General features: G+C 38.5%; 26 protein-coding genes. 14 read left to right on the forward strand and 12 right to left on the reverse strand.

The annotated features are described in order from the left end of the window. Positions 1–4 precede the first annotated feature (4 nt). Both AC1M9E_RS08890 and AC1M9E_RS08895 read left to right on the forward strand, forming a co-directional pair. The gene (locus tag AC1M9E_RS08890; protein ID WP_488224700.1) at positions 5–1,066 is read left to right on the forward strand and encodes a sulfate/molybdate ABC transporter ATP-binding protein; all 1,062 of its coding nucleotides are present in this window, start codon (positions 5–7) and stop codon (positions 1,064–1,066) included. Between the two features lie 55 nt (positions 1,067–1,121). Beyond that, a complete protein-coding gene (locus tag AC1M9E_RS08895; protein WP_481612268.1) occupies positions 1,122–2,051 on the forward strand; it encodes a CysB family HTH-type transcriptional regulator in 930 nt (309 codons plus the stop codon). Positions 2,052–2,144: 93 nt separating this feature from the next. Here the strand turns inward: AC1M9E_RS08895 and carO are convergent, their stop codons facing one another. Further along, a complete protein-coding gene (gene carO, locus AC1M9E_RS08900) occupies positions 2,145–2,888 on the reverse strand; it encodes an ornithine uptake porin CarO (RefSeq protein WP_179997890.1) in 744 nt (247 codons plus the stop codon). Positions 2,889–3,186: 298 nt separating this feature from the next. Here carO and dapD point away from each other — a divergent pair, with 298 nt between their 5' ends. After that, a complete protein-coding gene (dapD, locus tag AC1M9E_RS08905) occupies positions 3,187–4,008 on the forward strand; it encodes a 2,3,4,5-tetrahydropyridine-2,6-dicarboxylate N-succinyltransferase (RefSeq protein ID WP_488224701.1) in 822 nt (273 codons plus the stop codon). Positions 4,009–4,118: 110 nt separating this feature from the next. Beyond that, the gene (queE, locus tag AC1M9E_RS08910; protein WP_481589025.1) at positions 4,119–4,829 is read left to right on the forward strand and encodes a 7-carboxy-7-deazaguanine synthase QueE; all 711 of its coding nucleotides are present in this window, start codon (positions 4,119–4,121) and stop codon (positions 4,827–4,829) included. A gap of 72 nt (positions 4,830–4,901) precedes the next feature. Here queE and filA read toward each other — a convergent pair whose 3' ends face one another. Then, entirely contained in the window at positions 4,902–5,777 is an 876-nt protein-coding gene (gene filA, locus AC1M9E_RS08915; RefSeq protein WP_481587782.1) for a putative pilus system protein FilA, read from the reverse strand. A 277-nt stretch (positions 5,778–6,054) separates the two neighbouring features. On the opposite strand from filA, the gene queC reads away from it, so the two are divergent. The 3 genes from queC to AC1M9E_RS08930 all read left to right on the forward strand — a co-directional run bounded on the left by queC (position 6,055) and on the right by AC1M9E_RS08930 (position 7,702). After that, positions 6,055–6,723 carry a 7-cyano-7-deazaguanine synthase QueC gene (gene queC / locus AC1M9E_RS08920; protein WP_180028449.1) on the forward strand — a complete coding sequence of 223 codons (669 nt, stop codon included), beginning with the start codon at positions 6,055–6,057 and terminating at the stop codon, positions 6,721–6,723. Positions 6,724–6,739: 16 nt separating this feature from the next. Then, entirely contained in the window at positions 6,740–7,153 is a 414-nt protein-coding gene (locus AC1M9E_RS08925) for a hypothetical protein (RefSeq protein WP_481590297.1), read from the forward strand. 87 nt (positions 7,154–7,240) lie between these two features. Next, complete coding sequence (locus AC1M9E_RS08930) at positions 7,241–7,702, forward strand: peroxiredoxin (protein ID WP_481590296.1); 462 nt, start codon at positions 7,241–7,243, stop codon at positions 7,700–7,702. 56 nt (positions 7,703–7,758) lie between these two features. Here AC1M9E_RS08930 and AC1M9E_RS08935 read toward each other — a convergent pair whose 3' ends face one another. Together AC1M9E_RS08935 and AC1M9E_RS08940 are read right to left on the reverse strand one after the other, a co-directional pair. Continuing rightward, on the reverse strand, positions 7,759–9,915 hold the full coding sequence (locus AC1M9E_RS08935) for a TonB-dependent receptor (protein ID WP_488224702.1): 2,157 nt from the start codon (positions 9,913–9,915) through the stop codon (positions 7,759–7,761). 132 nt (positions 9,916–10,047) lie between these two features. Next, positions 10,048–10,650, reverse strand: coding sequence for a LysE/ArgO family amino acid transporter (locus AC1M9E_RS08940; protein WP_488224703.1), 603 nt, complete (start codon positions 10,648–10,650; stop codon positions 10,048–10,050). Between the two features lie 101 nt (positions 10,651–10,751). Between AC1M9E_RS08940 and AC1M9E_RS08945 the strand changes: the two genes are divergently transcribed. Next, the gene (locus AC1M9E_RS08945; RefSeq protein ID WP_488225205.1) at positions 10,752–11,633 is read left to right on the forward strand and encodes a LysR family transcriptional regulator ArgP; all 882 of its coding nucleotides are present in this window, start codon (positions 10,752–10,754) and stop codon (positions 11,631–11,633) included. 27 nt (positions 11,634–11,660) lie between these two features. Here AC1M9E_RS08945 and AC1M9E_RS08950 read toward each other — a convergent pair whose 3' ends face one another. Beyond that, positions 11,661–12,218, reverse strand: a complete 558-nt coding sequence (locus tag AC1M9E_RS08950; RefSeq protein ID WP_228143107.1) for a YceI family protein — start codon at positions 12,216–12,218, stop codon at positions 11,661–11,663. A gap of 32 nt (positions 12,219–12,250) precedes the next feature. Beyond that, complete coding sequence (locus tag AC1M9E_RS08955; RefSeq protein WP_488224704.1) at positions 12,251–12,832, reverse strand: nicotinate-nicotinamide nucleotide adenylyltransferase; 582 nt, start codon at positions 12,830–12,832, stop codon at positions 12,251–12,253. A 103-nt stretch (positions 12,833–12,935) separates the two neighbouring features. Between AC1M9E_RS08955 and AC1M9E_RS08960 the strand changes: the two genes are divergently transcribed. The 4 genes from AC1M9E_RS08960 (at position 12,936) to AC1M9E_RS08975 (ending at position 16,882) form a co-directional block, all read left to right on the forward strand. Next, positions 12,936–13,736, forward strand: a complete 801-nt coding sequence (locus tag AC1M9E_RS08960; protein ID WP_488224705.1) for an enoyl-CoA hydratase-related protein — start codon at positions 12,936–12,938, stop codon at positions 13,734–13,736. Positions 13,737–13,792: 56 nt separating this feature from the next. After that, positions 13,793–14,542, forward strand: a complete 750-nt coding sequence (locus tag AC1M9E_RS08965) for a nitroreductase family protein (protein WP_481591403.1) — start codon at positions 13,793–13,795, stop codon at positions 14,540–14,542. Positions 14,543–14,730: 188 nt separating this feature from the next. Next, entirely contained in the window at positions 14,731–15,738 is a 1,008-nt protein-coding gene (locus AC1M9E_RS08970) for a DUF6670 family protein (protein ID WP_481608828.1), read from the forward strand. A 124-nt stretch (positions 15,739–15,862) separates the two neighbouring features. Then, a complete protein-coding gene (locus AC1M9E_RS08975) occupies positions 15,863–16,882 on the forward strand; it encodes a helix-turn-helix domain-containing protein (protein WP_481591401.1) in 1,020 nt (339 codons plus the stop codon). 6 nt (positions 16,883–16,888) lie between these two features. Here AC1M9E_RS08975 and AC1M9E_RS08980 read toward each other — a convergent pair whose 3' ends face one another. Both AC1M9E_RS08980 and AC1M9E_RS08985 read right to left on the reverse strand, forming a co-directional pair. Then, positions 16,889–17,203 carry an NGG1p interacting factor NIF3 gene (locus AC1M9E_RS08980; protein ID WP_481591400.1) on the reverse strand — a complete coding sequence of 105 codons (315 nt, stop codon included), beginning with the start codon at positions 17,201–17,203 and terminating at the stop codon, positions 16,889–16,891. Next, a complete protein-coding gene (locus AC1M9E_RS08985) occupies positions 17,196–18,104 on the reverse strand; it encodes a LysR family transcriptional regulator (protein WP_481587770.1) in 909 nt (302 codons plus the stop codon). The genes AC1M9E_RS08980 and AC1M9E_RS08985 overlap by 8 nt, the downstream gene beginning before the upstream one ends. Positions 18,105–18,263: 159 nt before the next feature. Between AC1M9E_RS08985 and AC1M9E_RS08990 the strand changes: the two genes are divergently transcribed. Beyond that, positions 18,264–20,006, forward strand: coding sequence for an FAD-dependent monooxygenase (locus tag AC1M9E_RS08990; protein WP_488224706.1), 1,743 nt, complete (start codon positions 18,264–18,266; stop codon positions 20,004–20,006). A gap of 62 nt (positions 20,007–20,068) precedes the next feature. On the opposite strand, the gene AC1M9E_RS08995 is transcribed toward AC1M9E_RS08990, so the two are convergent. Further along, positions 20,069–20,353: a hypothetical protein gene (locus AC1M9E_RS08995; protein ID WP_481591397.1), complete on the reverse strand. Its 285-nt coding sequence runs from the start codon at positions 20,351–20,353 to the stop codon at positions 20,069–20,071. 701 nt (positions 20,354–21,054) lie between these two features. Between AC1M9E_RS08995 and AC1M9E_RS09000 the strand changes: the two genes are divergently transcribed. Beyond that, entirely contained in the window at positions 21,055–21,531 is a 477-nt protein-coding gene (locus tag AC1M9E_RS09000) for a hypothetical protein (RefSeq protein ID WP_481591396.1), read from the forward strand. Between the two features lie 87 nt (positions 21,532–21,618). On the opposite strand, the gene AC1M9E_RS09005 is transcribed toward AC1M9E_RS09000, so the two are convergent. The 3 genes from AC1M9E_RS09005 to purL form a co-directional block, all read right to left on the reverse strand. After that, positions 21,619–21,741 (reverse strand): KGW motif small protein, encoded by a 123-nt coding sequence (locus AC1M9E_RS09005; protein ID WP_257219859.1) that lies wholly within the window; start codon positions 21,739–21,741, stop codon positions 21,619–21,621. A 405-nt stretch (positions 21,742–22,146) separates the two neighbouring features. Then, positions 22,147–22,329 carry an abortive infection family protein gene (locus AC1M9E_RS09010; protein ID WP_488225206.1) on the reverse strand — a complete coding sequence of 61 codons (183 nt, stop codon included), beginning with the start codon at positions 22,327–22,329 and terminating at the stop codon, positions 22,147–22,149. A gap of 433 nt (positions 22,330–22,762) precedes the next feature. Further along, positions 22,763–26,596, reverse strand: coding sequence for a phosphoribosylformylglycinamidine synthase (purL, locus tag AC1M9E_RS09015; protein ID WP_488224707.1), 3,834 nt, complete (start codon positions 26,594–26,596; stop codon positions 22,763–22,765). Positions 26,597–26,683 lie beyond the last annotated feature (87 nt).

The following is a 26,683-nucleotide window of genomic DNA, read 5'->3' on the forward strand; positions in this document are numbered from 1 at the left end:
TCCGATGAGTATTCAAGTTAAAAATATTGAAAAACACTTTGGTGCTTTCCATGCACTAAACAATATCTCCCTAGATTTTCCTGATGGTCAACTCGTTGCATTGTTAGGACCTTCAGGCTGCGGTAAAACGACTTTACTTCGCATTATTGCTGGTCTTGAATCTGCCGACAGCGGTCAAGTGATCCTTGAAGGCCAAGATTCAACGAATGTTCATGTCCGTGAACGTCAAGTTGGCTTCGTATTCCAACATTATGCTTTATTCCGTCATATGACAGTATTTGACAATATTGCTTTTGGTTTACGTGTTCGTCCACGTTCTACACGCCCCTCAGAATCTGAAATCAAAAAACGAGTTACACGACTACTGGATTTAGTTCAATTAGGGTTCTTAGCAGATCGTTATCCAGCACAATTGTCAGGTGGACAGCGTCAACGTATTGCGCTTGCACGTGCGCTTGCAGTTGAACCTCGTGTACTACTTCTGGATGAGCCATTTGGCGCACTTGATGCAAAAGTTCGTAAAGAGTTACGTCGCTGGCTGAGAACTTTACATGATGAACTCCACATCACCTCGATTTTTGTAACCCACGATCAAGAAGAAGCGCTTGAAGTTGCAGATCAAATCATTGTAATGAATAAAGGTAATGTTGAACAAATTGGCTCACCTCGTGAAGTCTATGAAAAACCAGCAACGCCTTTTGTATTTGACTTCTTAGGTCAAGCCAATAAGTTCGAAGGTCATAATCAAGCGGGAATCGTACAGATCGGAAATGATCGCATTCAACTGCCTTTAGCTAAAGATTCACCTGAAGGTAAAGTGATTGCCTTCATTCGACCAGATGAGTTCCAAATTCATGCTCAACCTACAGACAATGCAATTCAAGCAACGTTCTTACGTGAAGTTTGGATTGCAGGAAAAGTGGTTGCCGAACTTCAAGGTCAAGATGGCAATCTCATCGAAATTCTACTCACTCCAGATGAAGCTAAACTGCATCAATTCCGCCCAAATCAATCGGTTTGGTTAACGACTAATACATTGCACTTATTTGCACAAGAAAACGCATAAAAATGTGTAGATGGGGCTTTTATATAGCCCCATCATTTTAAAGGTAACAAAGACTATGAACTTTCAACAATTAAGAATTATTCGAGAAACCGTCAGACAAAATTTTAATTTAACGGAAGCTTCCGCTGCCCTTTACACGTCTCAATCAGGCGTAAGTAAGCATATTAAAGATTTAGAAGATGAATTAGGTGTTCAACTATTTATCCGAAAAGGTAAACGCTTATTAGGGTTGACTGAACCTGGTCAAGCTTTGCTCGGTATTGTGGAGCGCATGCTGGTCGATGCAGACAATATTAAAAGATTAGCTGATGATTTTAATCGTGTAGATGAAGGTACATTAACCATCGCAACCACTCATACTCAAGCGCGATACGTATTACCACCAATTGTAAATTCATTCAAAAAATTATTTCCGAAAGTTCATTTGATTTTGCAACAAGCAAGCCCAACTGAAATCACTGAAATGTTACTTTTAGGCGATGCTGATATTGGTATTGCTACTGAGAATCTAACTACTGAAGAAAACTTAGCAAGTGTTCCTTTTTATAACTGGAAACACAGTATTATTACGCCTCAAGGTCATCCACTTACTCAAATAGCAGCGCGAGAGATTAGCTTAGAACATTTGGCAGAGTATCCGATTATTACCTATCACGGTGGTTTTACGGGACGTTCAAAGATTGATAAAGCCTTTGAAGACTCAGGACTTGATGTTGATTTAGTGATGTCTGCGCTTGATGCTGATGTAATCAAAACTTATGTGGAATTAGGTATGGGTGTCGGGATTGTCAACGATGTTGCCTACGATGCAGAACGAGATCATCGCTTAAAACAAATTGATACTGATTTATTTGGGGTGAATACCACTTGGATTGCTGTACGTAAAGGTCATTTGTTACGTGGATACGGTTACGAGTTTATTTCGCTATGTGCACCTAGTGCTGATATCAAAGCGTTAAAACGAGTAGCTTATCCTGAAGATTAACAAGCTACAAATAATAAAGGCACCATAGCGCCTTTATTATTTGCATTAACTTGCATAAAAAAACGAGCCGAAGCTCGTTTTTTTAATTGGATCTTACCAGTGGAAGCTCACACCCACTTTACCGACTGGAAGCCACTCATATTTGTCTTTAGATTCAATTTTCGCTTCTAAAGCTTCAGCTGCATCAGCACCAGTACCAGTACCACCAACTTCAGCTAAACCTACTGACGTAATATTTGCAGAAGGGTTACCAGTGTAATAAGCACCTACTTCACCAAATACACCGAAGTTTTTATTGATTTTAGGAGCAAAACCAAAACCTACGTATGGAGCAAAGTCATTTTTGTATGACATTTTACCATCGATGAAACCTTGACCAGATGGAGCGTTGTAATTTTTGCCATCAATCTTAACAACATCATTCGTATTGTTTAAGCGCTTAGTAACATCGTATTCATTATCGATATATGCTACACCAGCAGCCATATATAGACCTTGAGCCCATGGATTTTGACTCGCGCCCCAAGGACGAATCTCAGCATTTAAGTATGCCAAACTATTATCCATATCTAAATCGTACTTAGTACCGTCAATAGATAAATCATCAGACCAAGAGATATCACCACCGTTGTAACCTAAAGCAAGACCAACGTATGGGTTAGCAGTCCAAAGTAATGCACCACCGTAACCAGTTGTACCAACTTCAGCACGAACACCAGTAGGGATTAATTGATTAGCTTCAAATACATTACCTGTACGTACAACTTGAGTGTCCGCCATAGCGAAGCCTGAAACAGATAATGCTGTTGTAACAGCGAGTAATTTTAACACTTTCATTTTTTTCTCCTCAAAGAAATGAGTTGTTCTTTAATCATTAATGTGTTCGACTCGGAAGCATCTTAATGGAGATTTCAAAGCTGGTTAATATTCAAATTGATGCTTTTTTGTTATTTTTTGATACAATTTTGATTTAGTTGTTGTTTTATAAATAATTTGCACTTAAGTCTTTTATTAACTTTTATTAACATACTTATAAAGAATAGTCATTATTGTCGGACATTTTTTCAGGATTAATTGTAATTTTTATAATCAATTTAGTGTAAAATCTTGGAAATTTTTTTTGGAAGAGAAGATTATGTCTCAGCTTTCGTCAATCATCGAACAAGCGTTTGAAGATCGTGCAAACTTCACAGCTACAGATTGCCCTGCTGAAATTCGCCAAGCAGTCGAGGAAGCAATTGCTGGCTTAGATAATGGTTCATTACGTGTTGCTGAAAAGATTGATGGTGAATGGGTTGTTCATCAATGGTTAAAAAAAGCTGTTCTATTGTCATTCAAACTCAATGATAATAAACCAATCGAATCATGCGATCTCCAATTCTATGACAAAGTAAACACTAAATTTACGGGTTGGACTGAAGAGCAATTTAAAGCAGCTGGCGTACGTGTTGTACCGCCTGCAGTTGCACGTAAAGGTTCTTACCAAGCTAAGAATGTTGTGCTTATGCCATCTTATGTCAATATTGGCGCTTATGTTGATGAAGGTACGATGGTTGATACATGGGCGACTGTAGGTTCATGTGCGCAAATTGGTAAAAATGTTCACCTTTCTGGTGGTGTTGGGATTGGCGGTGTACTTGAGCCTCTTCAAGCGAACCCTACGATCATTGAAGACAATTGTTTTATCGGTGCACGTTCTGAAATCGTTGAAGGTGTAATCGTTGAAGAAGGTTCAGTGATTTCAATGGGTGTTTACATTGGTCAATCAACTAAGATTTATGACCGTGAAACAGGTGAAATTCACTATGGTCGTGTTCCAGCAGGTTCAGTGGTAGTTTCTGGTAGCCTTCCTTCAAAATGCGGTAAATACAGCTTGTATGCTGCAATTATCGTGAAAAAAGTCGATGCTCAGACTCGTGCTAAAACAAGTTTGAACGACTTATTACGCGCTGACTAATTTTTTTATACTTTATAGTATTTGGAGTTACACTCCCCATCTCTACGGTTAGTAATAATCGTAGAGATTTTTCTTTTATATAATCTCTATTTTAGTTTGGTTTTGTCGATATGAGTAATTTGCGATCTTCCGCTATTCCTGTTTCTGATCCGTCTGCGGGGTTACGTATTACGGAGATCTTCTATTCATTACAAGGTGAAGCCAACACTTCAGGCTTACCTACAGTGTTTATACGCTTAACAGGTTGTCCGCTGCGTTGTACTTATTGTGATACCACCTATTCTTTTGAAGGCGGTGAACGACACTCTTTAGAGGATATTATCCAGACCACGCTTGATTTTAAGACACCTTATATTTGTGTTACTGGTGGTGAACCATTAGCCCAACCCAATGCGTTACCACTCATGGAGCGTCTAGCAGATTTAGGCTGTGAAGTTTCCCTTGAAACGAGTGGAGCACTAGATGTTTCAAAAGTGGATCGTAGAGTTTCCAAAGTCCTAGATTTAAAGACACCAACTTCAGGTGAAGACTCACGTAATTTAATGAGTAATTTAGACCATTTAACTCAACATGATCAGATTAAATTTGTCATATGCAATCGTGAAGATTATGAATGGTCTAAACAACAAGTGAATCAATATGAATTGCACAAGCGTGTAAGTACCGTTTGGTTCTCACCTGCGTTTGCTGTTGAAAAAGGTGCTGCAAAGTTACCGCAACTTGCGCGTGATTTAGCACAATGGATCTTAGAGGATCACTTACCAGTTCGTTTCCAGCTTCAATTACATAAGTTGCTCTGGAATGACGAAACAGGTCGTTAAAATGTAACAAATAGCTCAAATTAAAAACAGTACAGCACTTTTTGTGCTGTTTTTTAAAGAGAAAATGATCTTTTAGTGCGCTGACACTTTAATGGTCGTGCCATTTAAATTAATCCCTTTCATTGAAATATCCCCAATCTTATTATTTATTGTTGATGCATCTCCAACGCCTACTCCCCATAACATTGCATTAAAGCCATTTTGATCTCCAAGACGATTTATTTTGAGTTCCAGTCCATCTGTACGTATCGAACCTGCAACATCGAAATCAAGATTATTGATGCCGAAACGCCCTGGTTGAGTATTTTTTAAATTAATAAATTCTATTCCGAATGCGCCACCACCATCATGATCGTGGACTTTGAAGCCCTCTAAACGTAAGCCGTCTTTAAATATTCCATTCAGTTTTAAAAGACTGCCTTGAGGTGCTGAACCGAGCTGAATATTGGTAGAGAGATTGGATACATAAAATTTCATATTATCCATTATTTTAACGGGGTCACTATAGCCTCGTCCTGTTGGACTAACTTGACCCGATTTACCCACCCAAATATCACCGGTATTAATAATAATATCTTCAGGAACAAATACACCTAAATTCAGAAAAGGGCCTGTAGTACTACTCCCTCCTTGAGCATCGATTTTTAAGGTAATACTAATATCTGCCGAACCAGAAGAAAGTGATAATGGATTCTTACTACGACCATTCGCTGTACCGAAAATTAAGGCACCTGCTTTTGTGTTTCCTTCGTTGTAATCTGGCCCGAATCCACTGTTATCGTGCCAAATCAAATCAGCTTGAATGGGTCCACCTGGTAAAAGGCTAATCGTAATACCATCTTGTGCTGCATATGTTGACAATTCTTGATCTGAAAGCTCCTCAAATGCAAAAGAATTTGTACTGATCAAGGCAGCAGTGGTTAAAATTAAAGTATTAATTTGATTCATTTTCATTCCGTAAAAATTATTTTTGTAAGTTTTAATCAAGTGTTTGTTAAATTATATTTAATATTTAAACAAAAACAACAACTGTTTAAACTTTATTCGACTCAAAAGAGAGTTTTATCTCATCTTCTAAAACGAACATTTCGCGTTCTTTATAATGATCTCATTTAGTTTTGTGACTTATGCAGATCTATATATTCAAAAAATTTATACCCCATTATTCTTTATATAATCAGTTATAATTCATTTTTTATTTACTTTAATTTTTTGGAGTTCTCCTATGCGCCCTCGTGCCATTGTATTGTTATCAGGTGGTTTAGACTCAACGACTTGCTTGGCTTGGGCGCAAGCACGCTATGAATGTATCGCTTTAAGTTTTATGTATGGTCAACGCTCAACAACTGAATTGGATGCTGCACGTAAACTGACACAACAAGCAGGCGTTGAACATCGCGTGATTAATATAGATTTGGGTAATTTAGGTGGTTCTGCATTAACTGATCATTCCATTGATGTTCCTGATCAAGAACAAGAAGGGATCCCTGTCACTTATGTTCCAGCACGTAATACAATTTTCCTGTCTTATGCACTTGCAGCAGCAGAAGTGTTTGACGCAGAAGCCATCGTAATTGGAATTAATGCGGTAGATTATTCGGGTTATCCAGATTGTCGACCAGAATTTATTGAAGCATTTGCCAATATGGCAAGATTAGCGACAAAAGTAGGTGTGGAAGGAAAACCTCTTAAATTTGAAACACCTTTACTACAATTATCCAAAGCAAATATTATTCGCTTAGGCATCGAACATGGCGTAGACTACAGTCAAACGGTGTCATGCTATCAAGCAGATGACCAAGGACGAGCTTGTGGAAAATGCGACAGCTGTCGTTTGCGTAAACAAGGTTTTGCAGATGCTGGCGTTGAAGACCCAACTCGTTATATACCGTAATAACAGGGTGCCATATATGAAAAATTTAAAATCAAACATTATTCTTTCAGCGATTGTTTCTGCTGCAGCACTTTTCGGTTCTGCGGCTCAAGCAAATGAGCCGAATAATAAAATGCAGCAAGCCTACAAAAGTACTAACGTAAAATCTGCACTGATTAATGTTTGTAAGGAAGAAACTGCTAAAGGGAACAAGCTTTCTGCTACTGAAGTCAGCAAATATTGTACATGTGCAATTGAAGCAGACGGCAAGCTCACTAATGCTCAAAAATGGGAAATCCAAAGTGCGATTAACCAAAAGAAAAGCCCTTCTACTTTAGCTATCGTGAAGAAACAGAACGCTGATCTTCAAGCATGCTTCGGCCCACAGTTAACGTCTAAGCTACAGTCGTTAACAGAGGAAGCAATGAAAGCAGCACAAGCTAAAAAATAATCGCAGTTAACATAAGATAGCCACCTCGTGTGGCTATTTTTTTTGAATTCCCCTATAAATGTAGTGACAAATTTTGAGGAAAATATAATGTCTACGGAAACGATTAGTTTACCCAATCAAACATTCCCAACGACTACAGGTTCTGTGAATTTAACTGAGTTGAATACAGATTGGCTCATCATTTATTTTTATCCAAAAGATTCAACGCCTGGGTGTACAACGCAAGCTGTTGGTTTCTCATGTTTGAAAGATCAGTTTGATGCGCTTCATACCACTATTTTCGGTGTTTCTAGGGACTCAGTGAAAGCCCATCAAAACTTCACCGAAAAGCAATCTTTAACAATTGATTTGATTAGCGATAAAGAAGAAGTGCTTTGCCAACACTTTGATGTGATTAAAGAGAAAAATATGTATGGAAAAAAAGTGATGGGGATTGAGCGCTCAACTTTTATTTTTCATCAAGGAAAACTCGTTAAAGAATATCGTAAAGTCAAAGCTGCAGGGCATGCTGAACAAGTGCTTGAAGATTTAAAAGCTTTGCAAAGCTAAGAAAAAACCCACGATTGACGTGGGTTTCATCTATTTATACTTCTTTTTAACTACGATTAGAAATCAAAACTTACTCCAAGTTTATAAGTTCTTGATCCACCAATCAGCGCATAATTCGAGTTAAAAGCACCTTCCCAGTATTTTTTATCTGTAATGTTATCAACATTAGCTAAGAACGTCGTATTCACGCCGCCAAGCTTGGTCTTATAACGTGCACCTAAATCGATGACAGTATAATCTGGAAGTTCCAAGGTATTGGTATCATTTAAATACTGTTCGCTGACATAACTTGCTCTGGCATTTAAATTTAATCCTTCGAGTTGTGGGACATCATAATCCACCCCAAGCGATGCGGTAAAATCAGGTACGCCAAAAACTTGATTTCCTTGATTCATTTGAGCTTTGGAATATTTTGCATCAATATAAGCCATACTTCCCATTAGGTTTAAATCTTCAGTAATGGCTCCAGAAAATGACCACTCAATGCCGCGTGATCGAGTTTCAGCACCATCTGTTGTAATTTGATTAATTGTTACACCATTTTCTGTATAAGGTTCAATCGACTTGCTCATCGTGCTTGGTTTTTCAATTTGATAGAGTGCCAGCGTATTCAGCCAAGTTCCATGCTGATGTTTTGCACCTAACTCATATTGCTTCGTCACAAACGGCGCAAAAGTGACTTTGTCGTTTGCATCATTGACATTATCAACGGTCGATCCTTCAGATAACCCTTCTACATAGCTTGCATATAGTGACAAGTCTTCACCAAAAGGTTTAACGACGATCCCTAAACTTGGTGAAATACGGCCTTCTTGGTAATTTTTTTTGGTCTGTAAATTATTCGTTTCAATATCTTGATAACGAGCGCCTACAATCAATTGAAGCTGATCATTCAATAATGAAATTTGATCAGTCAATGTATAACTGATGTACTTATTATCTGCTAAAGGTGCAATTTCTGGACGCTGTAAAGGCATATTGCCTTCTTTACTTGGGTCATAAAGATTGGTGTTAAAATCTACAGGAGGAGCTCCACGTCCTTTATGTTGATCCGATTTTTTATTTAAATAATCTGCACGCAATCCAACATTATGCTGTATTCCAGCAGTATCAAATTTTCCTTCAACCCCAATGTGTGCTGTTTTATTTTTTTCATTTGCACCCACTCGGTAATATTGTGAAGAGGCATCGCCGTCTTCATTCTTTACGATCATTCGTGTACCGAATAAATGACCATCATATGATTTTTCAGCATATCCTAGACCAGCAAAGGTTTTCAAATAGGGTGAAAATTGATATTCACCTGATAAGCCAGCAAATTTACTGTCAGAATTCCCTTCTAACCACGGAAAATAGTTTTGGTCACCTTTAGGCGGTGCAATGACTTTGTTAACTGTATCTTTTCCACCCAGTGCAACCATTGTTGGTGACCCACCATCGCGATTTTGCTTAATAGCATAACTATCAAAATTAATTTTAAGTTTATCCGTGGTGTAATCCGCAGCGATGGAACCAAGAACTAGGCGATCATTCATATCATTAATGATATGTTCACCATCACCATATGCACCATTGACCCGAACACCAAACTCACGGTTTGCACCAAATCGTCTTGAGACATCAATACCTGATTGATAGTAGCCGCCATCTTGGTATTGTGTGTTTAGTCTTGTCATGTCTTGGTCAGCGCGTTTAGAGTTGGCAATGACCACACCACCAACGCCTCCATTCGGTGCCATACCAGCGACAATTGCATTTGGTCCTTTCAAAACTGTCACTGATTCTAAAAATTCAGTCGGTACTTTTCCGTATGGTGCAATACCATAAAATCCGTTGTAGTTCATATCCTCATGATTTAAGTCAAAACCACGAATTTTGAAGTTTTCGTTTAAATGACCTTGATTTGTCGTCAGTCGAATACTGGCATCATTTTTTAAAACATCACCTACGGTGGATGCCTGTCTTTCTCGTATTAATTGCTCCTCATATTGCATTACAGTGAATGGTGTATCGATTAATTTTTTTTCACCTAAAGCACCCAACTTAGATACATTGCTTAATTTTCCATCTGCATAAGCATTTATCGCTTCAGCTTGTGTTGTAATCGTAGGAAGTTGGTTTTGATCATTTGCCCATGTGATAGTCGCTATACCGCCACTCATCATAAGAACACTTACAGATTGAGAGAGTAATTTGGTACTGTAATTTTTCATTTTCGGAACAATTAATAATAATGAGAATCATTATTATATGATTCTCATTATTATCTTTATGTGAGTTTTTGTTCATTAAATGTTGTCATCTAATCGACGTACAAGCTTTAGAGGAATTTATCTAATCAATATTCATATAATTAAGTGATAGGCGATGTACCACATGATTAAAGCAATCAAAATATCCAAGACTTGCCATGCGCGGGGATTGTGAAAGTAAGCTGATAGATATTGCGCACCAAAACCTAAACTAAAGAAAAATAACCATGATGCCGTGATCGCACCGATAGCAAACGATAATAAGTGATCTTCAAATTGCGTTGATATCGCACCTACAAGCACGACAGTATCTAGATATACATGGGGATTCAGCCATGTGAATGCCAAGCAAATGAGAATAATTTTAAACCATGAAACAGTAGTGTGATGATCAAGACTCATCGTTTTTTTGGGCGAAAATGCTTGATAAAAATGATGAACACCATATACAACTAAAAATGTAGCCCCACCCCATTGTGCATACGTCATTATTTGTGGATGGCCTGAGATAAACTTCCCAAATCCAAATACACCAGCCAAAATTAGAAGTGAGTCTGAAAAGGCACAAATCAGGCAAATGGATAAAACATATTCTTTTTTTAAGCCCTGTTTAAGCACAAAAGCATTCTGAGCACCTATCGCCATAATCAAACTTAAACTTGTTACAAAGCCATTAAACAGTACGAATAAAGACATAAAACACCTAATATTTATCATTAGGCGGATTATGAACAATTCAATCTTAAATTGAGTATTATTAAATTAATATTAAGTTCATTAAGTTTTATTAAATCATGATCTTCAATTATAAAGACTGTGTCGCGTTTATCACCGTGGCGGAAACTGGAAGTTTTGATCTGGCTGCTAAAAAGCTTTGTCTCTCTGCGGCTGCAATTACTCTTCGAATCCAACAATTAGAACGGCAGATTGGGCAAACATTAATCCTGAGAGAACGACCTTGTCGTGTGACACATTCAGGTGAAATATTGCTTGAACATTTATTAAGGCAAAAGCGTCAAGAAGAAAATGTTCTGCAGCTTATTCAGGGAAAAAGTCAAAATTCTGAGTTTTATAAAATTATCATTGGAACGAATGCAGATTCATTAGAAACTTGGCTTTTGCCTGCGATTGCTGAAAAGTTAATAGAGCATAAAATCACAATACAACTTCGAATAGATGATCAGGATCATACGCATCAATTAATGGAATCAGGCTATGTAAATGCATGTATAAGCGCTGAATCCCAACCCATGACAGGTTGCCACTCAGAATTTTTGTTCACGATGCGTTATCAAATGGTGTGTACGCCAGAATTCAAATTAGCATGGTTTAAAAACGGACTAAATCGCGATTCCTTTCGCCGTGCGCCTGCGGTCATCTTTAATGATAAAGATCATTTACATGAAACGATTCTACTGAATCAATTTGGATTACCGCAATCTAGTTATCCATATCATTATGTCCCCTCTTCTAAGTCATTTGTCGATGCAATCCAACTCGGCTTAGGCTATGGCATGGTGCCTGAACTTCAAATTCAAGACTTACTCGACCAAGGACTATTGATTTGTTTGTTGCCTGAGGCAACACAAGACGTTGATCTATATTGGCATCATTGGAAACAGCAGTCCCCACAACTCAAACATATTACTGACATACTCATGACATTAAAAAAGCAGTGATTCACTCACTGCTTTCTTTTCATCGATTTAGTTGGCTTTCCACTGCCCTTCAAGCTTGATATTCACTTTTTCACCAATTCCACCAATCGCTTTGCGCATACCGAAATCACTACGGTTGATGACTGTTGAAGATTGTACATTCAACACATTTGGATTCGATGCATTTGGAGTTAAAGTTGTATCAAATGAAACTGGGCGTGTCACACCACGCATGGTGAGTTGTCCATCAAATTTGTATTTATTATTTCCTAAAGCACGAATTTGATTACTTTGAAAGGTCACAGTTTTATATTTGCTTGCATGAAAGAAACTGTCACCAAAGACCATATCCTTTAAAGAGTTTTTGCTCAGTTTAAGGCTATTCACATCCATCACAAATTTAGCTGAACCTTGATTAGGCTGTGCCGGATCAAAATTCATCTGTGATTGATACTTTTGAAATTGCCCATTTACAATCGACATTCCTGCAGATCGGATATCAAAGCTGATCTTACTGCTAGGTGATAGTGTCCATGTTTGCGCTTGAGCAAAAACAGAAGCAGACAATAGCACTGTGGCCAAACTCATTTGTGTAATAGTACGCACGATTTCCCTCGGTTTTCTTGTGTTAAACACAATCATTCAATTGATGCACTCAAACTTGTACTGTCTTGACGTTGGTATTTAGTTTTAAGTTGTTGGTAAATTTCTGAATTTTGAAACGCTTGTAAAAATTGAATGGTTCCGTGGGGAAGTTCTTTTTCCATAATTTCCCCCCGATAGTATGCTTCGCGAAGTGGTGTTGCAGAAATTGCACCTTTTAAACTATCGAGTTCCACCATCTCCCATTCTGGGAAAAATTTTAGATAATAGGATGAGTCATCTTTAAAGTGACCGATTAAGCCAACTTGATCATTTGGCTGTACTACACTCGCCACTAAAGATTTGACCAATTTTTGCCATTTTTTATCATTATAAACATCAATGACGTGTACAAATTTGATTCTTGCCTGTTGATCAGGAGAAAAGTTAGACAAAATCATCTGTTCACGTTCAATGGCTAAAAATGGATTTTTTATATTCCTCTCTAATTGAGCAGAACCAAGCGCTAAAATAACATTCTGGCTATGCGTTAGCGCAATTTTAATGGTTTCCATATGTGCCAAATGAAAAGGCTGAAAACGTCCGATATAAACCAAATAATCAAATTTATAATTCATCGCCAAGTCACGTTTATGAACTGATCAGTTATGTCACTCTTCGCCAGATTACGACATAATAGATTTCATAAAATCTATATTAATTGAAAGCAAGGATAGTACGATGTCATTAAGTTGTATTCAACAACCTCATGAGCATTTAAATGCAAAATTAGAAGATGGTGTGCTGACCTTGGCGATTAATCGTCCTAAAGCCAAAAATGCATTATACGGCGAATTATACCTCTGGATCGCCAAAGCCCTTGATGAAGCAGACAAAGATCAAGCTGTTCGTGTGGTCATTTTACGTGGCGAAGATGCGGATTTCAGTGCTGGTAATGATATGCAAGACTTCATGAAATATGCGGCGATGAAAGATCAAATTCGTCCAGAAGATGGTCCTCCTTTTGTGCTTTTAAAATCTGCTGCTAAATTTTCTAAACCACTGATTGCTGCGGTACGTGGTGTCGCAATTGGTATTGGCGTAACGATCTTATTGCATTGTGACTTAGTTTATGCAGATAACACTGCTTTGTTCCAAATTCCATTTGTAAGCTTAGGTCTTTCACCTGAAGGCGCATCTAGTAAATTACTAGCACGTCAAGCAGGTCATGTGAAAGCAGCAGAACTTTTATTAACTGCTGATAAATTCGACAGTGAAAAAGCATTGGCTGCAAACTTGATCAACAGTATTGAATCTGACGTTTATGCAATTGCCGCTCAAAAAGCCACTCAACTGGCTTCACTACCACTTGCTTCTCTCGTGCAATCTAAAGCCTTAATGAAACATGATGTTGATGAGATCGTGTCCTGGATTGATCATGAAGCAGTAATCTTTATGGGGCGCGTCGGTTCTCCAGAAATGATGGAAGCTGTACAAGCTTTTATGCAAAAACGTAAACCTGATTTCACACAATTTAATTAAGCTAAAAGATCCGAGTCTCACGACTCGGTGAATACTCTCTATCTAAGGAATGGATCATGACGACTGAAAAAAAACGCTACTACGAACCTGCACCACAAGGCATTGATGTTGAAAATTTCAAAAAGGTCGTGACCAGTCGTCGATCTGTTCGGAAGTTTACAGGAAAACCTATACCGTCTGATATCCTCGATCAATGTTTAGATTTAGCACTCTTGGCCCCTAATTCATCTAACTTACAACCTTGGACTTTTTATGTTGTCCAAAATCCTGAAAAGAAACAAAAGATTGTAAAAGCGTGTCTAAATCAATGGGCTGCGCGCACAGCGGCTGAATTGATTGTCTGTGTCGCACGTACAGATCGAATTAATGAAATGGCAAAGCTGAATATTCAAGAATTTCCATTTCCTGAGATTCCTCCACTCGTCAAAAAATATTACACCTATATTCCACTGAATTATAAAACGGGTTACTTCAATGCCTTAGGTCATTTCAAAAAGGTGGCTTTTGGTGTTGCACGTCGTTTAGATAAACAACTTCCTGTGACAGCGTTTCAACCATCAGATGCTGTACTTTGGGCAACTAAAACAACGGCTCTTGCCTGTGAGAACTTAGTACTTGCTTTGCGTGCCTATGGATTTGATAGCTGCATGATGGAAGGTTTCGATGAGCCTATGGTTCGTAATATTCTCAATCTGAACGATCAACAACATGTCGTAATGGTGATTGGCGCAGGTGAACGTGCAAAAGATGGTGTCTTCTTCCCGCAGTATCGTTTTGATCGCCAACTTTTTATTGAAACAGTCTAATTTTCATAACTGTTTTAAAGTGATCTAATCCTCTCCATGAGCTCTGTCAGCACAAAATATTTTTACTAAGGATGTCTTGTGTTGACAAATCACTTCACCCTACCGATGATAGATTGTCAAAAATTTTCCTCTGTGATCTTCTAGACTTCATGCTATAGACATAAAAATAGCAATGAGGTTTGTCAGATATGCCAATTTCACTTCCGAAAAGCATCGTCAACGCAATTGATCAATCAGCACTAGTTAATGGGCAGCCACTAGACCCACAGATTCCAACACATACCCCTCAAGCCAAATACACCACCGTACACTATGGAATTATGGTGCCAAACTTAGTCGCACCTTTTCACTTTCTGAATATGATTGCGATTATTGGACAGCCTAATGTGCGAATCTTTAGTAATCCTCATATCGTGAAAACAACACCACTTGATACTGCAAACCTGTTAGTTGGTACAGCCGTCGCCAATAATCAGCAGTTCAAAGGGTATTCTGTTACCCAAGAATGTAATTTCTCTAGCCATGGTCGACATCTTGAATTTGCCAATGACTTAACTATTGATGTGAATGGCAAGCAAGTGATTGCATCACGTCAAGGTCATGATTTTAATTTTGAGCTTGAACTCACCATGACAGATAAAATCGCACATTTTGTCAAACTTCGTGGTGGCTTATACGATCATTGGTCTATTTTATGCCAATACAAAGGACATATTGAGTTTCGTGGTGAAAACACAGAGATCTCTGGTCTATGTACCTATGAATATGCACGTGGAGCCAATATTCCTCTGCCAATTCAATTCTTTACCTATCAAATTTTAAATATTGATGAGCACACACAAGTTCTATTTGTTGACACGCATGGAGCTGGTTTAGTGTTACAACGTCGGGTCTATGTTCGTGGTGTCAATGACCATGGTGGCATCTATGAAGCTGGTTTGAAATCTGTGGTAAATGAATACCTTGATCCCGTAACATCACCCAATGGTATTCGAATGCGATTACCTAAACGCCTTTCTTGGCAAGTAAATGACCATTCAGGGCAATGTTTAATTCAGATTGATGCGATCTCAAATAATGACTACCAATTTGGCATGACGGGTGGCTATGCGGGTAGTTATGAATATAAAGGTCAGTTTAAAGGCAAAGCAATTGATGGTAGAGGTTATATTGAGTATATCGACCCAATCAATTAATTTAATTTTTTAGCATATTAGACATGATGTCCTGATCTCACATTTTCGGGGCATTTTCTGACCTAGAGCTGAGCATTTGATTCACTTAAATTAAACTGTCTTGCTCAATGCTAGGTTCAGAATAATGACAGCGATACTACGCAACGATGCGGGTTTATTCCCTTGGTTGGTTTATGAAACCCTACATAAAATGGGTCATAATGCCGATCAGATTTATGGTAATGTCGATTCTCAAGGTGTATCACGTCACAAACCCCACCCTGAAATGCGTTATGACAACCGTCTACAATTTCAGTTTTGGCAAGATGCCGCACGTATCAGTCATGATCCACTTATTGGATTACACGTAGGGCAACAACTTCCCCCTTTTCGTGGTCAAATTTTTGAATATGTATTTATGAGTAGCGCTAAATTTGGTGAAGCGCTTTCTTTCTTATTAGAACATTATCGCTATTTTAGTTCAGCTTTAGACATAGGATTACATGTCAAAGGCGAAGATGCTTATCTGTTTGGCTTTGAGCATGAGTCACCTCATTATCTGCATTGTGTGATATCGATCGTGTTGTCATTTTTGCATCATGTTAGCAAAGGCAAATTTAAGCCCACAGCCATTTGGCTCACCCATCATCAACCAGATTCATCACCTTTTGAACACGCCTGGAAAAGCCCTGTAAAGTTCAATATGCCACAAGGCTGTATTCAATTTTCAACCGCTTTACTTGACCATCCTTCAGATAATGCTGAACCTTTATTATTTGACTTACACCGTCAAGCAATTATTCAGAAGCTATCATGGGTTGAATGTCACGAACTGATCTTTAAGATACAAATTCTGCTGCCTCAACAACTACAGCGCCGTGAATATCGTATTGAAGATATAGCCCAACAATTAAACTGTTCAGTCCGTCAGATACGCCAACAACTTAAAGCTTTAGGCACGACCTACGAAAAACTATTACATGATTTTAGAAAAAAATTGGCACGTGACTTGGTCTTAAATACCGAGATCAGTAGTGATGAAGTGGTCTTTTTAACTGGCTTTTCAGAGATCTCTGCCTTTTCACGAGCATTTAAGGAATGGACAGGAGAATCCCCTTCTCAATATCGTAAGCGGATTCAACAAAAACAATCTGTGCCTGTTTAGCTCAGGCTATTCAACATCAATCAATTGAAGAAACTCGAAAGCCGGTTCTTCATAAGGATGACTGGCTTTTAATGCACGTGCCACTTCTATGGCTTTATCTTCAGGCACAATAGTTTCTACACGCCACTCTTCAACTTGTTCAAGCTCTCCGACTTGACCTATAAATGGTTGAGCCCCATTGACAGGTTTAAATTGACCTAAGCCCTTGACCTGCCAAGCGCATTGCTCATAATCACCGATCCCGCCTGCACCTGCTTCAAATACTGCCTGTTTCGTCAACTCTAGATGTGATTCTGGTACAAAATAGATCAGTTTAAGCATGAATAACCTCTTCCACTCTTTTCCGCTCTGTTGTCATTTGCATAAGGGCTTCAGTAATCATTTTCAATGCAATATTGTTTGAATGACGATGATAATTCGCATATAGACCAAGCTGTGGTAATTGCTCATCTGTTTTCACAATTTTGATATTATGATTTAAAAACTTCAGGAGGTATTCGGGAGCAAAACTAAAGCCCATTCCCAAATTAATCAGATTGATATGCTGTAATACATTAGTCACCCACAGCATTTGATCATCCATCTTTTCGAAGGGAACTAGAACATTTAATTTGTCATAGAATATTGGTGAAGCATTTTGTTCACACATAATGACTGATGAATTTTTTAATTCTTGTAGTTTCAATGTCCGTTCTGAAGGATGAAGATTGTCTGCAGCCACCAAATAAATTTGTTCTGTCAAAATATGGATATCTTCATAATCTGAATGATCCATTTTGTATCGAGTAAAACATATATCAAGTTCAGCATTTCTAAGTTTTTGTATTTGCTCAGTACAAGTCAAACTGTGTAAATGAATTTTAAGATTAGGAATATTCTTTCTTAACTGCGCCAGAATGCTAGGCATCAGTTTCAGTTCAGCCACATTCAAAAATCCAATGTGAATCTGATTATTCTTTTGCTGAGCGACCTGTCTAGCTGCAGCTACAGCTTGCTTGGCATTGTCCAGCGTCAAAGCTGCGTATTTTAAAAATGCTTCCCCCTCATCAGTCAGTTTGACTTTACGAGTGGTCCGATCAAATAAAGTAACACCGACTTCCTGTTCAAGATCTTTAATTTGCTGACTGAGTGATGGTTGTGCGGTATAGAGCTTTTCGGCAGCTTTAGTAAAGCTTTGCTCTTGAGCAACAGTCATAAAATACCGTAAATGTCGTAATTCCATATCTCAATCAGCCCATCGTGCATAAGTGCACGTTCATTACTTTGAATTTTATATAGATCGATAGTTTATATGAATACGACTATAGATCACTGCACTTTTTTTCTAGACTGACTCAATTCAAAAACTCTCCCCATGTATTCAATTCATTTAGGAAAAAGCATGTCTCAACATTTTGACACTGATGTTCTTGTCATTGGTACTGGTCCTGCTGGTTCAACTCTGGGGCTTGCCCTTGCCAATTATGGCGTCAAAGTTCAATTGTTTACCCAGTTTAATTGGTTAGCCAACAGTCCTCGTGCACATATTACTAATCAACGTGCCATGGAAGTCCTCCGTGATTTAGGTATCGAAGAACAGGTGAAGGAAATCGCAACACCTTGGGAACACATGGGTGAAAGCCTGATCACAACCAGTTTAGTCGGCGAAGAAATTGCCCGTATCAGTGCTTGGGGCACAGGTGATGAGCGTCATGGCGATTATATCAAAGGAAGTCCATGCCCTTTAGTGGATCTTATCCAACCTAAAATGGAAGCGCTGCTCGTTAAAAATGCGGCAGAGCGTGGCGCTATTTTTAACTTCAATACTGAATATTTATCTCACGTACAAGATGAACACGGCGTGACTGCAACATTCCTCAATCATATTACCAATACCGAATTTAGTTTACGTGCAAAATACTTGGTGGGAATGGACGGTGCACGTTCAAAAGTTGTCGAACAATTGGGATTACCACTTGAAGGCGTGATGGCGCGAGCTGGTACAGTGTATGTGACCTTTAAGGCGGACTTATCTAAATATGTTCAGCACCGCCCTGCGATTTTGCAATGGATAGTCAATCCTGAAGCAAGTTTTGGTGATTTAGGTATGGGGCTATTGCGTGCCATCACCCCATGGAATGAGTGGATTATGGGTTGGGGCTTCGATATTTCTAAGGGCGAGCCTCAAGTGACTGCAGAGCAAGTTCGTGCACGTTTAGATGCTTTCGTTGGTGAGCATGTTGAAGGTGTTGAAATTCAAAAATTGTCTTATTGGTACGTGAACCAAACATGGGCAACTGAATATTCGAAAGGTCGTGTATTCTGTGGTGGTGATGCAGTGCATCGTCACCCACCATCAAGTGGTCTAGGCTCAAACACCTGCATGCAAGATGCCTTTAATCTCGGTTGGAAACTTGCATATGCAGTTAAAGGTTGGTCTCAACCTACGCTTCTCGATTCTTATACCGTTGAACGTGCGCCTGTAGGTAAGCAAATTGTTGCGCGAGCAAACCAATCACGATTTGATTATAAACACCTCAAAGAAGTTTTTGGTTTTGATCAAGGTGTAACAACCCAAAAGCAAATGCTGGAGCGTATTTTTGCTGAAAATGAACAAGGCGCTGAAATACGTACAAAACTCTACAATGCATTAGCAATTAAAAATTTTGAATTTAATGCTCAAGGTGTTGAACTGAATCAGCGTTATAGCTCAAATGCTGTCATCTCTGAATCAGAACCTGAAGTATTTAAACAAGACGATCAACTTTACCTACAAGCCACTACACGCCCTGGAGCAAAAGTACCGCATACTTGGCTCATCAATGCTAAAGGTCAAAAAGTTTCAACTCTAGATATTACGGGCAAAGGTCGTTTTACCTTACTCACAGGCCTCTCAGGCAAAGGCTGGAAACAAGCTGCTGAACAGCTTAATCTTGAGTATTTAGATGTCATTCAAATCGGTTCAAGAGATTATCGTGATGTCTATGGTACATGGAATGCGAAGTCTGAAATTCATGAATCTGGTGCTGTTTTAGTACGTCCAGATGGCTATGTTGCTTGGCGTTATCAAGACAGTACCAATGAATCTTTTGATTTTGAAAATACTTTGAGAGCAGTTCTGAAACAGATTCAATTGATCATTTAACTAATAAAAGCCACCAAACGGTGGCTTGCTAACTTGGATGAAATTTCATACGAATGTCAGCATCAGTGAAGAAAGGACTTTATGATGGTAGTCAAAATTTGTTGGATACGTTTATTTGAATCTTTATATCCGATATAAACGCAGCTTAGCTTGGTATTCCTTTGAGATGTTTCATCAAAACTCGGCTCACTCTCCCACTTTTCACCAAAGTATTTTTTAAGTTGATACAGTACAGTCGATGGGTGACCTTCAAAAATAAAATAATAAGCGCCTGATTCACTCTCTGAAGTTTTAATTGCTTGAAATGCAATTTTGATGACTCGCACACCATACTTTTTAAAGTTCACAGCAAAATCATCTCGAACCATATGTTTGGTTTTATAATTTTGATAAGCATAAACACCCTTATAAATATTATGGGCTAATTTTAATTCGTGGTTTGTCTGATTTACCTTAATTCCACGCTTTTTTGTTCATTAAGATCATTTGAAATTTGAAAGATTTGCGCTGACGCTTGACAGTTTAAAGAATTTAAATTCATCAGTTTATCATCTGTAATATTTGTTGGATAAGCATGACTGCACATAAGTGCCAAGCCTGTTAAGATCAATATTTTTTTCATAGTGACTATTCTAAAATCTAAAATTTATAAAACATTATAACCACGAACAATCTGATGACTTGATTGAGTTTTAAAGTTAAATAATAGTTACTCAGTTTAATTTTACAGGTATTTTTAAGCTCCAAATATATTTTTCATATAATTCAACAATTTAAAAAATATTTTACTCTACAAAATGCTTTATTTAATTGTTTATTGAAATAGTAGAATTAACTTATAGAGGGCTTTTGATAAAAATCTGCCTCACTACTTGTGAGTGACTGTTTGGATATATTCCGTTATTGAACAAAATAGTCATTATTAAGTTTTATTTATACAAATTATCATTAAAGCAAAAAAATTAGCTGAGTATTCAAAGGATTGTCACATTTCTTTCATATCATGACATGGTTCAATTATGAACATATTATAATGAAAGGAGTTTAAATGAATAAGTTAATTTTATCATCCCTACTTTTAGGTTTATCTGTTCCAGCGCTCGCTGACTTTAATTGTAACGGTGTAATTAAGAATAAAACCATTGATGACAATGTAAAAGTGACACAACCATGTACGCTTGATCAAGTTACAGTCAAAGGCAATGTAATGCTCTATTCAAATGCGCAAGTAACTATTTTAAATAGCACAATTGACGGTAACCTCGAATCTAAAGGAAATTTCGGTCAAGTGACGGCTAAAAACAATAGCATTGACGGCAATATTCAACTTGAAAAAGGCAAAACGATCCAACTGCACAATAACCGTGTAGATGGCAATATTGAACTTAAAGAAAATCGTTCAAGCATTCAGGTTACTGCAAATCAGGTCGATGGTAATTTAAAATGTGAGTCAAATAGCCAAACTCCAAAAGGCGGACAAAACCGCGTTAAGGGGGACAAAGAAGGACAATGTCGTAGCTTGTAATCATTTATTCGATCAGCATCAACTTAAAGATTCATGAACTGAGCTTTAAATTCGAATTTAAAGAAAGCCACCGTAAGGTGGCTTTTTTTACGCTGTTAAGAAATAACCTGCAATTAAAAATAGGATTTGAAGACTGGCCACAAAAGCGAATAGCTTCCAGCCTTTTTGCCTCAACTCGTGTTTGTTCAGTATCATCATTGTTTTGGTCATATCGTCACCTCATACCTGAGTTAAAAACGAACCGCATTAAATTCTTACTTATTATGGTTAGCTATATGTCCAATAAACACACTTGTCCTAACCTCTATATAAAAGCAAAAACCAAACCAAGTCCAGTGGGAGAAAGATTTTGAAACCAAGTCTATAAAAACAAAAAACCACCAAAATGGTGGCTGAATAAGCTCATGTTAGCGAATCTACATTTATTTTTCCATAAGGTAAATTTAAGATACTATTTAACAATGCTTTTTATTAATAAAATTATTCATTATTTTCTTTTAAGCTCCACGTTGAAAATAAAAAAACTGACATTGTTCCAGCTAAATTGACTGCCAATTCAGCATGACGCGATGCAGGCTTAAAATTCTTTTTGCCCTAACCATGTGCATCCCCTACTTAGTTTCTCAATGATCCTAAGCCTTCAATCACTGTACTACATCTTTCAAGAATCTGTTTAAAAGTTTGTTCTGTGTGTTGAGAAGGCGCTAAATTTAATTTTTTACTGACTAATCTATACAGTTGATTAATATCAGGATCAGTTACTCTCCGCTCTAGTGATTTCTGCCATATTTGATGAATATAATCAGAACTTAATTCTCAACTCCACTACTTGATCTTAGGGAGAAGTATTTCGTCTTTCTAAAACACTCAATAACTCTTTAAATTCTGAATAAATATAATTCTCACGTTCAACATAAGATTTAAAATCCCATTTAATTCTCGCTTCAAACTCATCTAAGGTATTTGTATCTTTAACAATAAATGGAATATAGCCATAAAATGTTTTTTTATCATCAATTCTTTTCTAAGCTCTTTAAATGCCTCTGAGGCACCTTTTTCCTAACTATCTGTAGCCCTAGCTATTAGCAATTCACGCAAGTGTAATACTTTTCAATTAAACTAGGCATTTGAGAACTCTTTATTTGTTTTCAACTCAATTCTACATCTTCAAAACAATAATTTACTTATGAAAAAGCCACCTTATGGTGGCTTTTTCAATCTATTGATTTAATCAACCAATAAACTTACGAGCATTACGGAACATACGTAACCATGCACCATCTTGATCCCAATCTTCAGGTTTCCAAGAGTGCTGAATCGCACGGAAGTTACGCTCTGGATGAGGCATCATAATCGTTGCACGACCATCAGTAGATGTAACACCTGTAATTGCTTCAGGTGAACCATTCGGGTTCAATGGGTAATGTTGAGTTGGATTACCTTGGCTATCGACATAACGTAAAGTCACTTGATTACCCGCATTCAATGCAGCAATACAGCTGTCCGCTGCAACAACGCGACCTTCACCATGCGCCACAGCAATTGGTAAAATCGAACCTTCCATACCTTCTAACAGTACAGATTTAGATTTTTCAACACGAACGTTTACAGCTCGCGCTTCAAACATTTCTGATACGTTACGATGGAAACGTGGCCAGTTTTCAGCACCTGGAATGAGTGGAGCCAATTGAGACAACATTTGGCAACCGTTACAGATACCGAGTGAGAATGTTTCTTGACGGTTAAAGAATTTCTCAAATTGATCACGAAGTTTAGGATTGAACAATACTGACTTCGCCCAACCACCACCAGCGCCTAAAACGTCACCGTAAGAGAAACCACCACATGCCACTAAACCTTCAAATTCATCAAGGCTTACACGACCAGCGAGTAGGTCACTCATATGGACATCAATCGTATTGAAACCAACTTTGTCGAATGCAGCTGCCATCTCCACATGACCATTTACACCCTGCTCACGCAAGATTGCCATATTTGGACGACGTGTATTGATATACGGTGCTTCAATTTCTTCATTCAAATCGAATGTCGCTTTTGCAATAAGACCTTTATGATCTTTATTCGCAATTAGACTATATTCTTGATCTGCAGTTTCCACGTTGTCACGTAAACGTTGAATCTGATGTGACACTTCAGTCCACGCTTGTTGCAGTTCAACACGATCTAGCGTTAAACCATTGATCGTTAGCGTATCAGTAGTATTCACTGTACCAACGACACTGATCGCATCTTTTAAGCTTGATGCTGCGACTTCAGCTTGTAGTGCATCCCAATCAGCTTTAGCAATTTGTAATACCGCACCAATTTCTTCAGCAAATAAGCTTGCTACAGACTGATCTTCTAAAGCCACACCTAAGCGTGAAGCGAACATCATCTCTGCAACAGTTGCGATTAAACCACCATCACCGATGTCATGATACGCCTTAATTAAGCCACGGTTGTTCCAATCTTGTACCAATGCAAAGAATGCTTTGAAGTCATCGAAGCTATCTACATCTGGTGTCACAGAACCAATTGCTTTATACACTTGCGCAAGGATCGAACCACCTAGACGGAATTGACCTTTAGACAAATCAATACGTACAAGTACTGAATCTAAGTTTTTCAATTCTGGTGTTAATGTCTTACGCACATCAGTCACTGGTGCAAATGCTGTGATCACACCTGACATTGGAGAAGTTACAGACTTATCTTCACCTTCGTCATTCCAAGTCGTACGCATCGATAAAGAATCTTTACCTACAGGAATTGCGATGCCAAGCGCAGGACACATTTCCATACCGATGGCTTTTACACCTTCAAATAATGCTTGGTCTTCGCCTACTTGACCTGCTGCAGCCATCCAATTCGCAGACAATTTAATGTCGCTGATTTTCTCGATTTTTGCAGACATGATGTTGGTGATTGACTCAGCCACTGCTAAACGTGCAGATGCCGCAGGATTTAACAATGCTACAGGTGGACGTTCACCCATTGCCATTGCTTCGCCTGTGTAGCCCACTAAACTTGTTGTTGTTACCGCAGCATCCGCTACAGGCACTTGCCATGGACCAACCATTTGGTCACGTGCAACCATACCTGTAATTGAACGGTCACCAATGGTAATTAAGAATGATTTAGACGCAACTGTTGGGTTCTTAATCACACGGTAAATCGCATCTTTAAGATCAGTCACTTGTGCAGCATCAAAGTCATCACCGTGACGTTCGATACAGTCATACGCGCGGCTCATACGTGGCGTACCACCTAAGATCACTTGCATTGGTACATCAACTGGGTTGTTACCAAACAATGGATCTTCAACCGTTAAATGACGCGCTTCAGTCGCTTCACCTAATACGGCAAACGGACAACGTTCACGCGCACAGATAGATTCAAATAATTCTAATGAAGATGGACGGATCGCCAATACATAACGCTCTTGCGCTTCATTTGACCAAATTTCCATTGGCGCCATACCTGGCTCCAATGATGGTACTTTACGAAGATCAAGTTTTGCACCTAATTCGTGGTCATTTACCAGTTCAGGCATCGCATTTGAAATACCACCAGCACCTACGTCATGTACAGACACGATTGGGTTGTGGTCTTCCATACGCCAGCAAGTATCAATGACTTCTTGGCAACGGCGTTCCATTTCTGGGTTTTCACGTTGTACAGAAGCAAAGTCTAAGCTTTCGCCCATTGTACCGCTATCTACAGAAGAAGCAGCGCCACCACCAAGACCGATGAGCATTGCAGGACCACCAAGCACGATCAATAAATCGCCCGGTTGGATCGCATCTTTTTCAACGTGGTCAGGACGGATGTTACCGTAACCACCAGCAATCATAATTGGCTTATGGAAACCTTTTACATCACCATTTACATTTTGCTCAAATGTACGGAAGTAACCATTTAACGCAGGACGACCAAATTCGTTGTTAAATGCAGCACCACCCAATGGACCTTCAATCATAATTTGAAGTGGAGATGCCATACGAGATGGTTTACCGTAGTTTTCTTCCCATGGCTGTTCAAAGCCTGGAATATTCAAGTTAGATGTAGTGAAACCTGTTAAGCCTGCTTTTGGCTTACCACCACGACCTGTTGCACCTTCATCACGGATTTCACCGCCCGAACCTGTTGCCGCACCTGCAAATGGTGCAATCGCTGTAGGATGGTTGTGGGTTTCCACTTTCATTAAGATGTGGGCAGCTTGGCTCTTGTATTTATAAACATAATGACCATTTTCATCTTTTTTTGGATAAAAACGTTGCGTATCAAAACCAACAATCACTGAAGCATTGTCTTTATATGCTGACAATACATCTGTAGGTGATTCTTTATAGGTATTTTTAATCATTTGGAACAATGACAATGGTTGGACTTCTCCATCAATTGTCCATTCTGAACCAAAGATTTTATGACGACAATGCTCAGAGTTCGCTTGTGCAAACATCATGAGTTCAATGTCATGCGGATTGCGACCTAACTTGATAAATGCATCAGTTAAGTAATCAATTTCTTCATCCGATAAAGCAAAACCAAATTCAGAGTTTGCTTTTACGAGCGCTTCTTTACCTTGACCTAAAATATCAATCGAGTTCAGCGGTTTTGGCTCAGTTTCAGTGAATAAAGCAGCAGCATCTTCAATTTGATTGAAAACACTTTCTGTCATTCGGTCATGCAGAATTTGCTTAATTTCATTTGAAACGTCTTTTACACCCTTCAAAGTAAACAAAACACCGCGTTCAAGACGATGAACCGGTGTGTTGCAGTTCGCGAAAATATCGGTCGCTTTTGAAGACCACGGCGAAATTGTGCCTACGCGTGGAGTGACTAAGATTTGAATCTCATCTGTGGCTGCTTGGCGTAATTCAAATGACGCACCATCATTTAGAAGCTGTAAAGCTGATTGCTGTTGTTGCTCGTTGAGCGCTTGGTCGAATAAATAAACCCATTGACTTTCTATTGATTGAACCGAACTAATTGACTGTAAACGAGTTAATAGTTGCGTTTGCTTAAAAGAAGAGTGTGCTGGTGCACCGGCCACGATAAACATGCTGATTTTGGCTCCACGGGATGGTCTTTTGAACCATGCCACAATGTGACTTGAAGAGAGCGCATATTCTACTGTGTATTGCAAAAT

This window comes from Acinetobacter sp. 24-47-47, assembly GCF_057737035.1.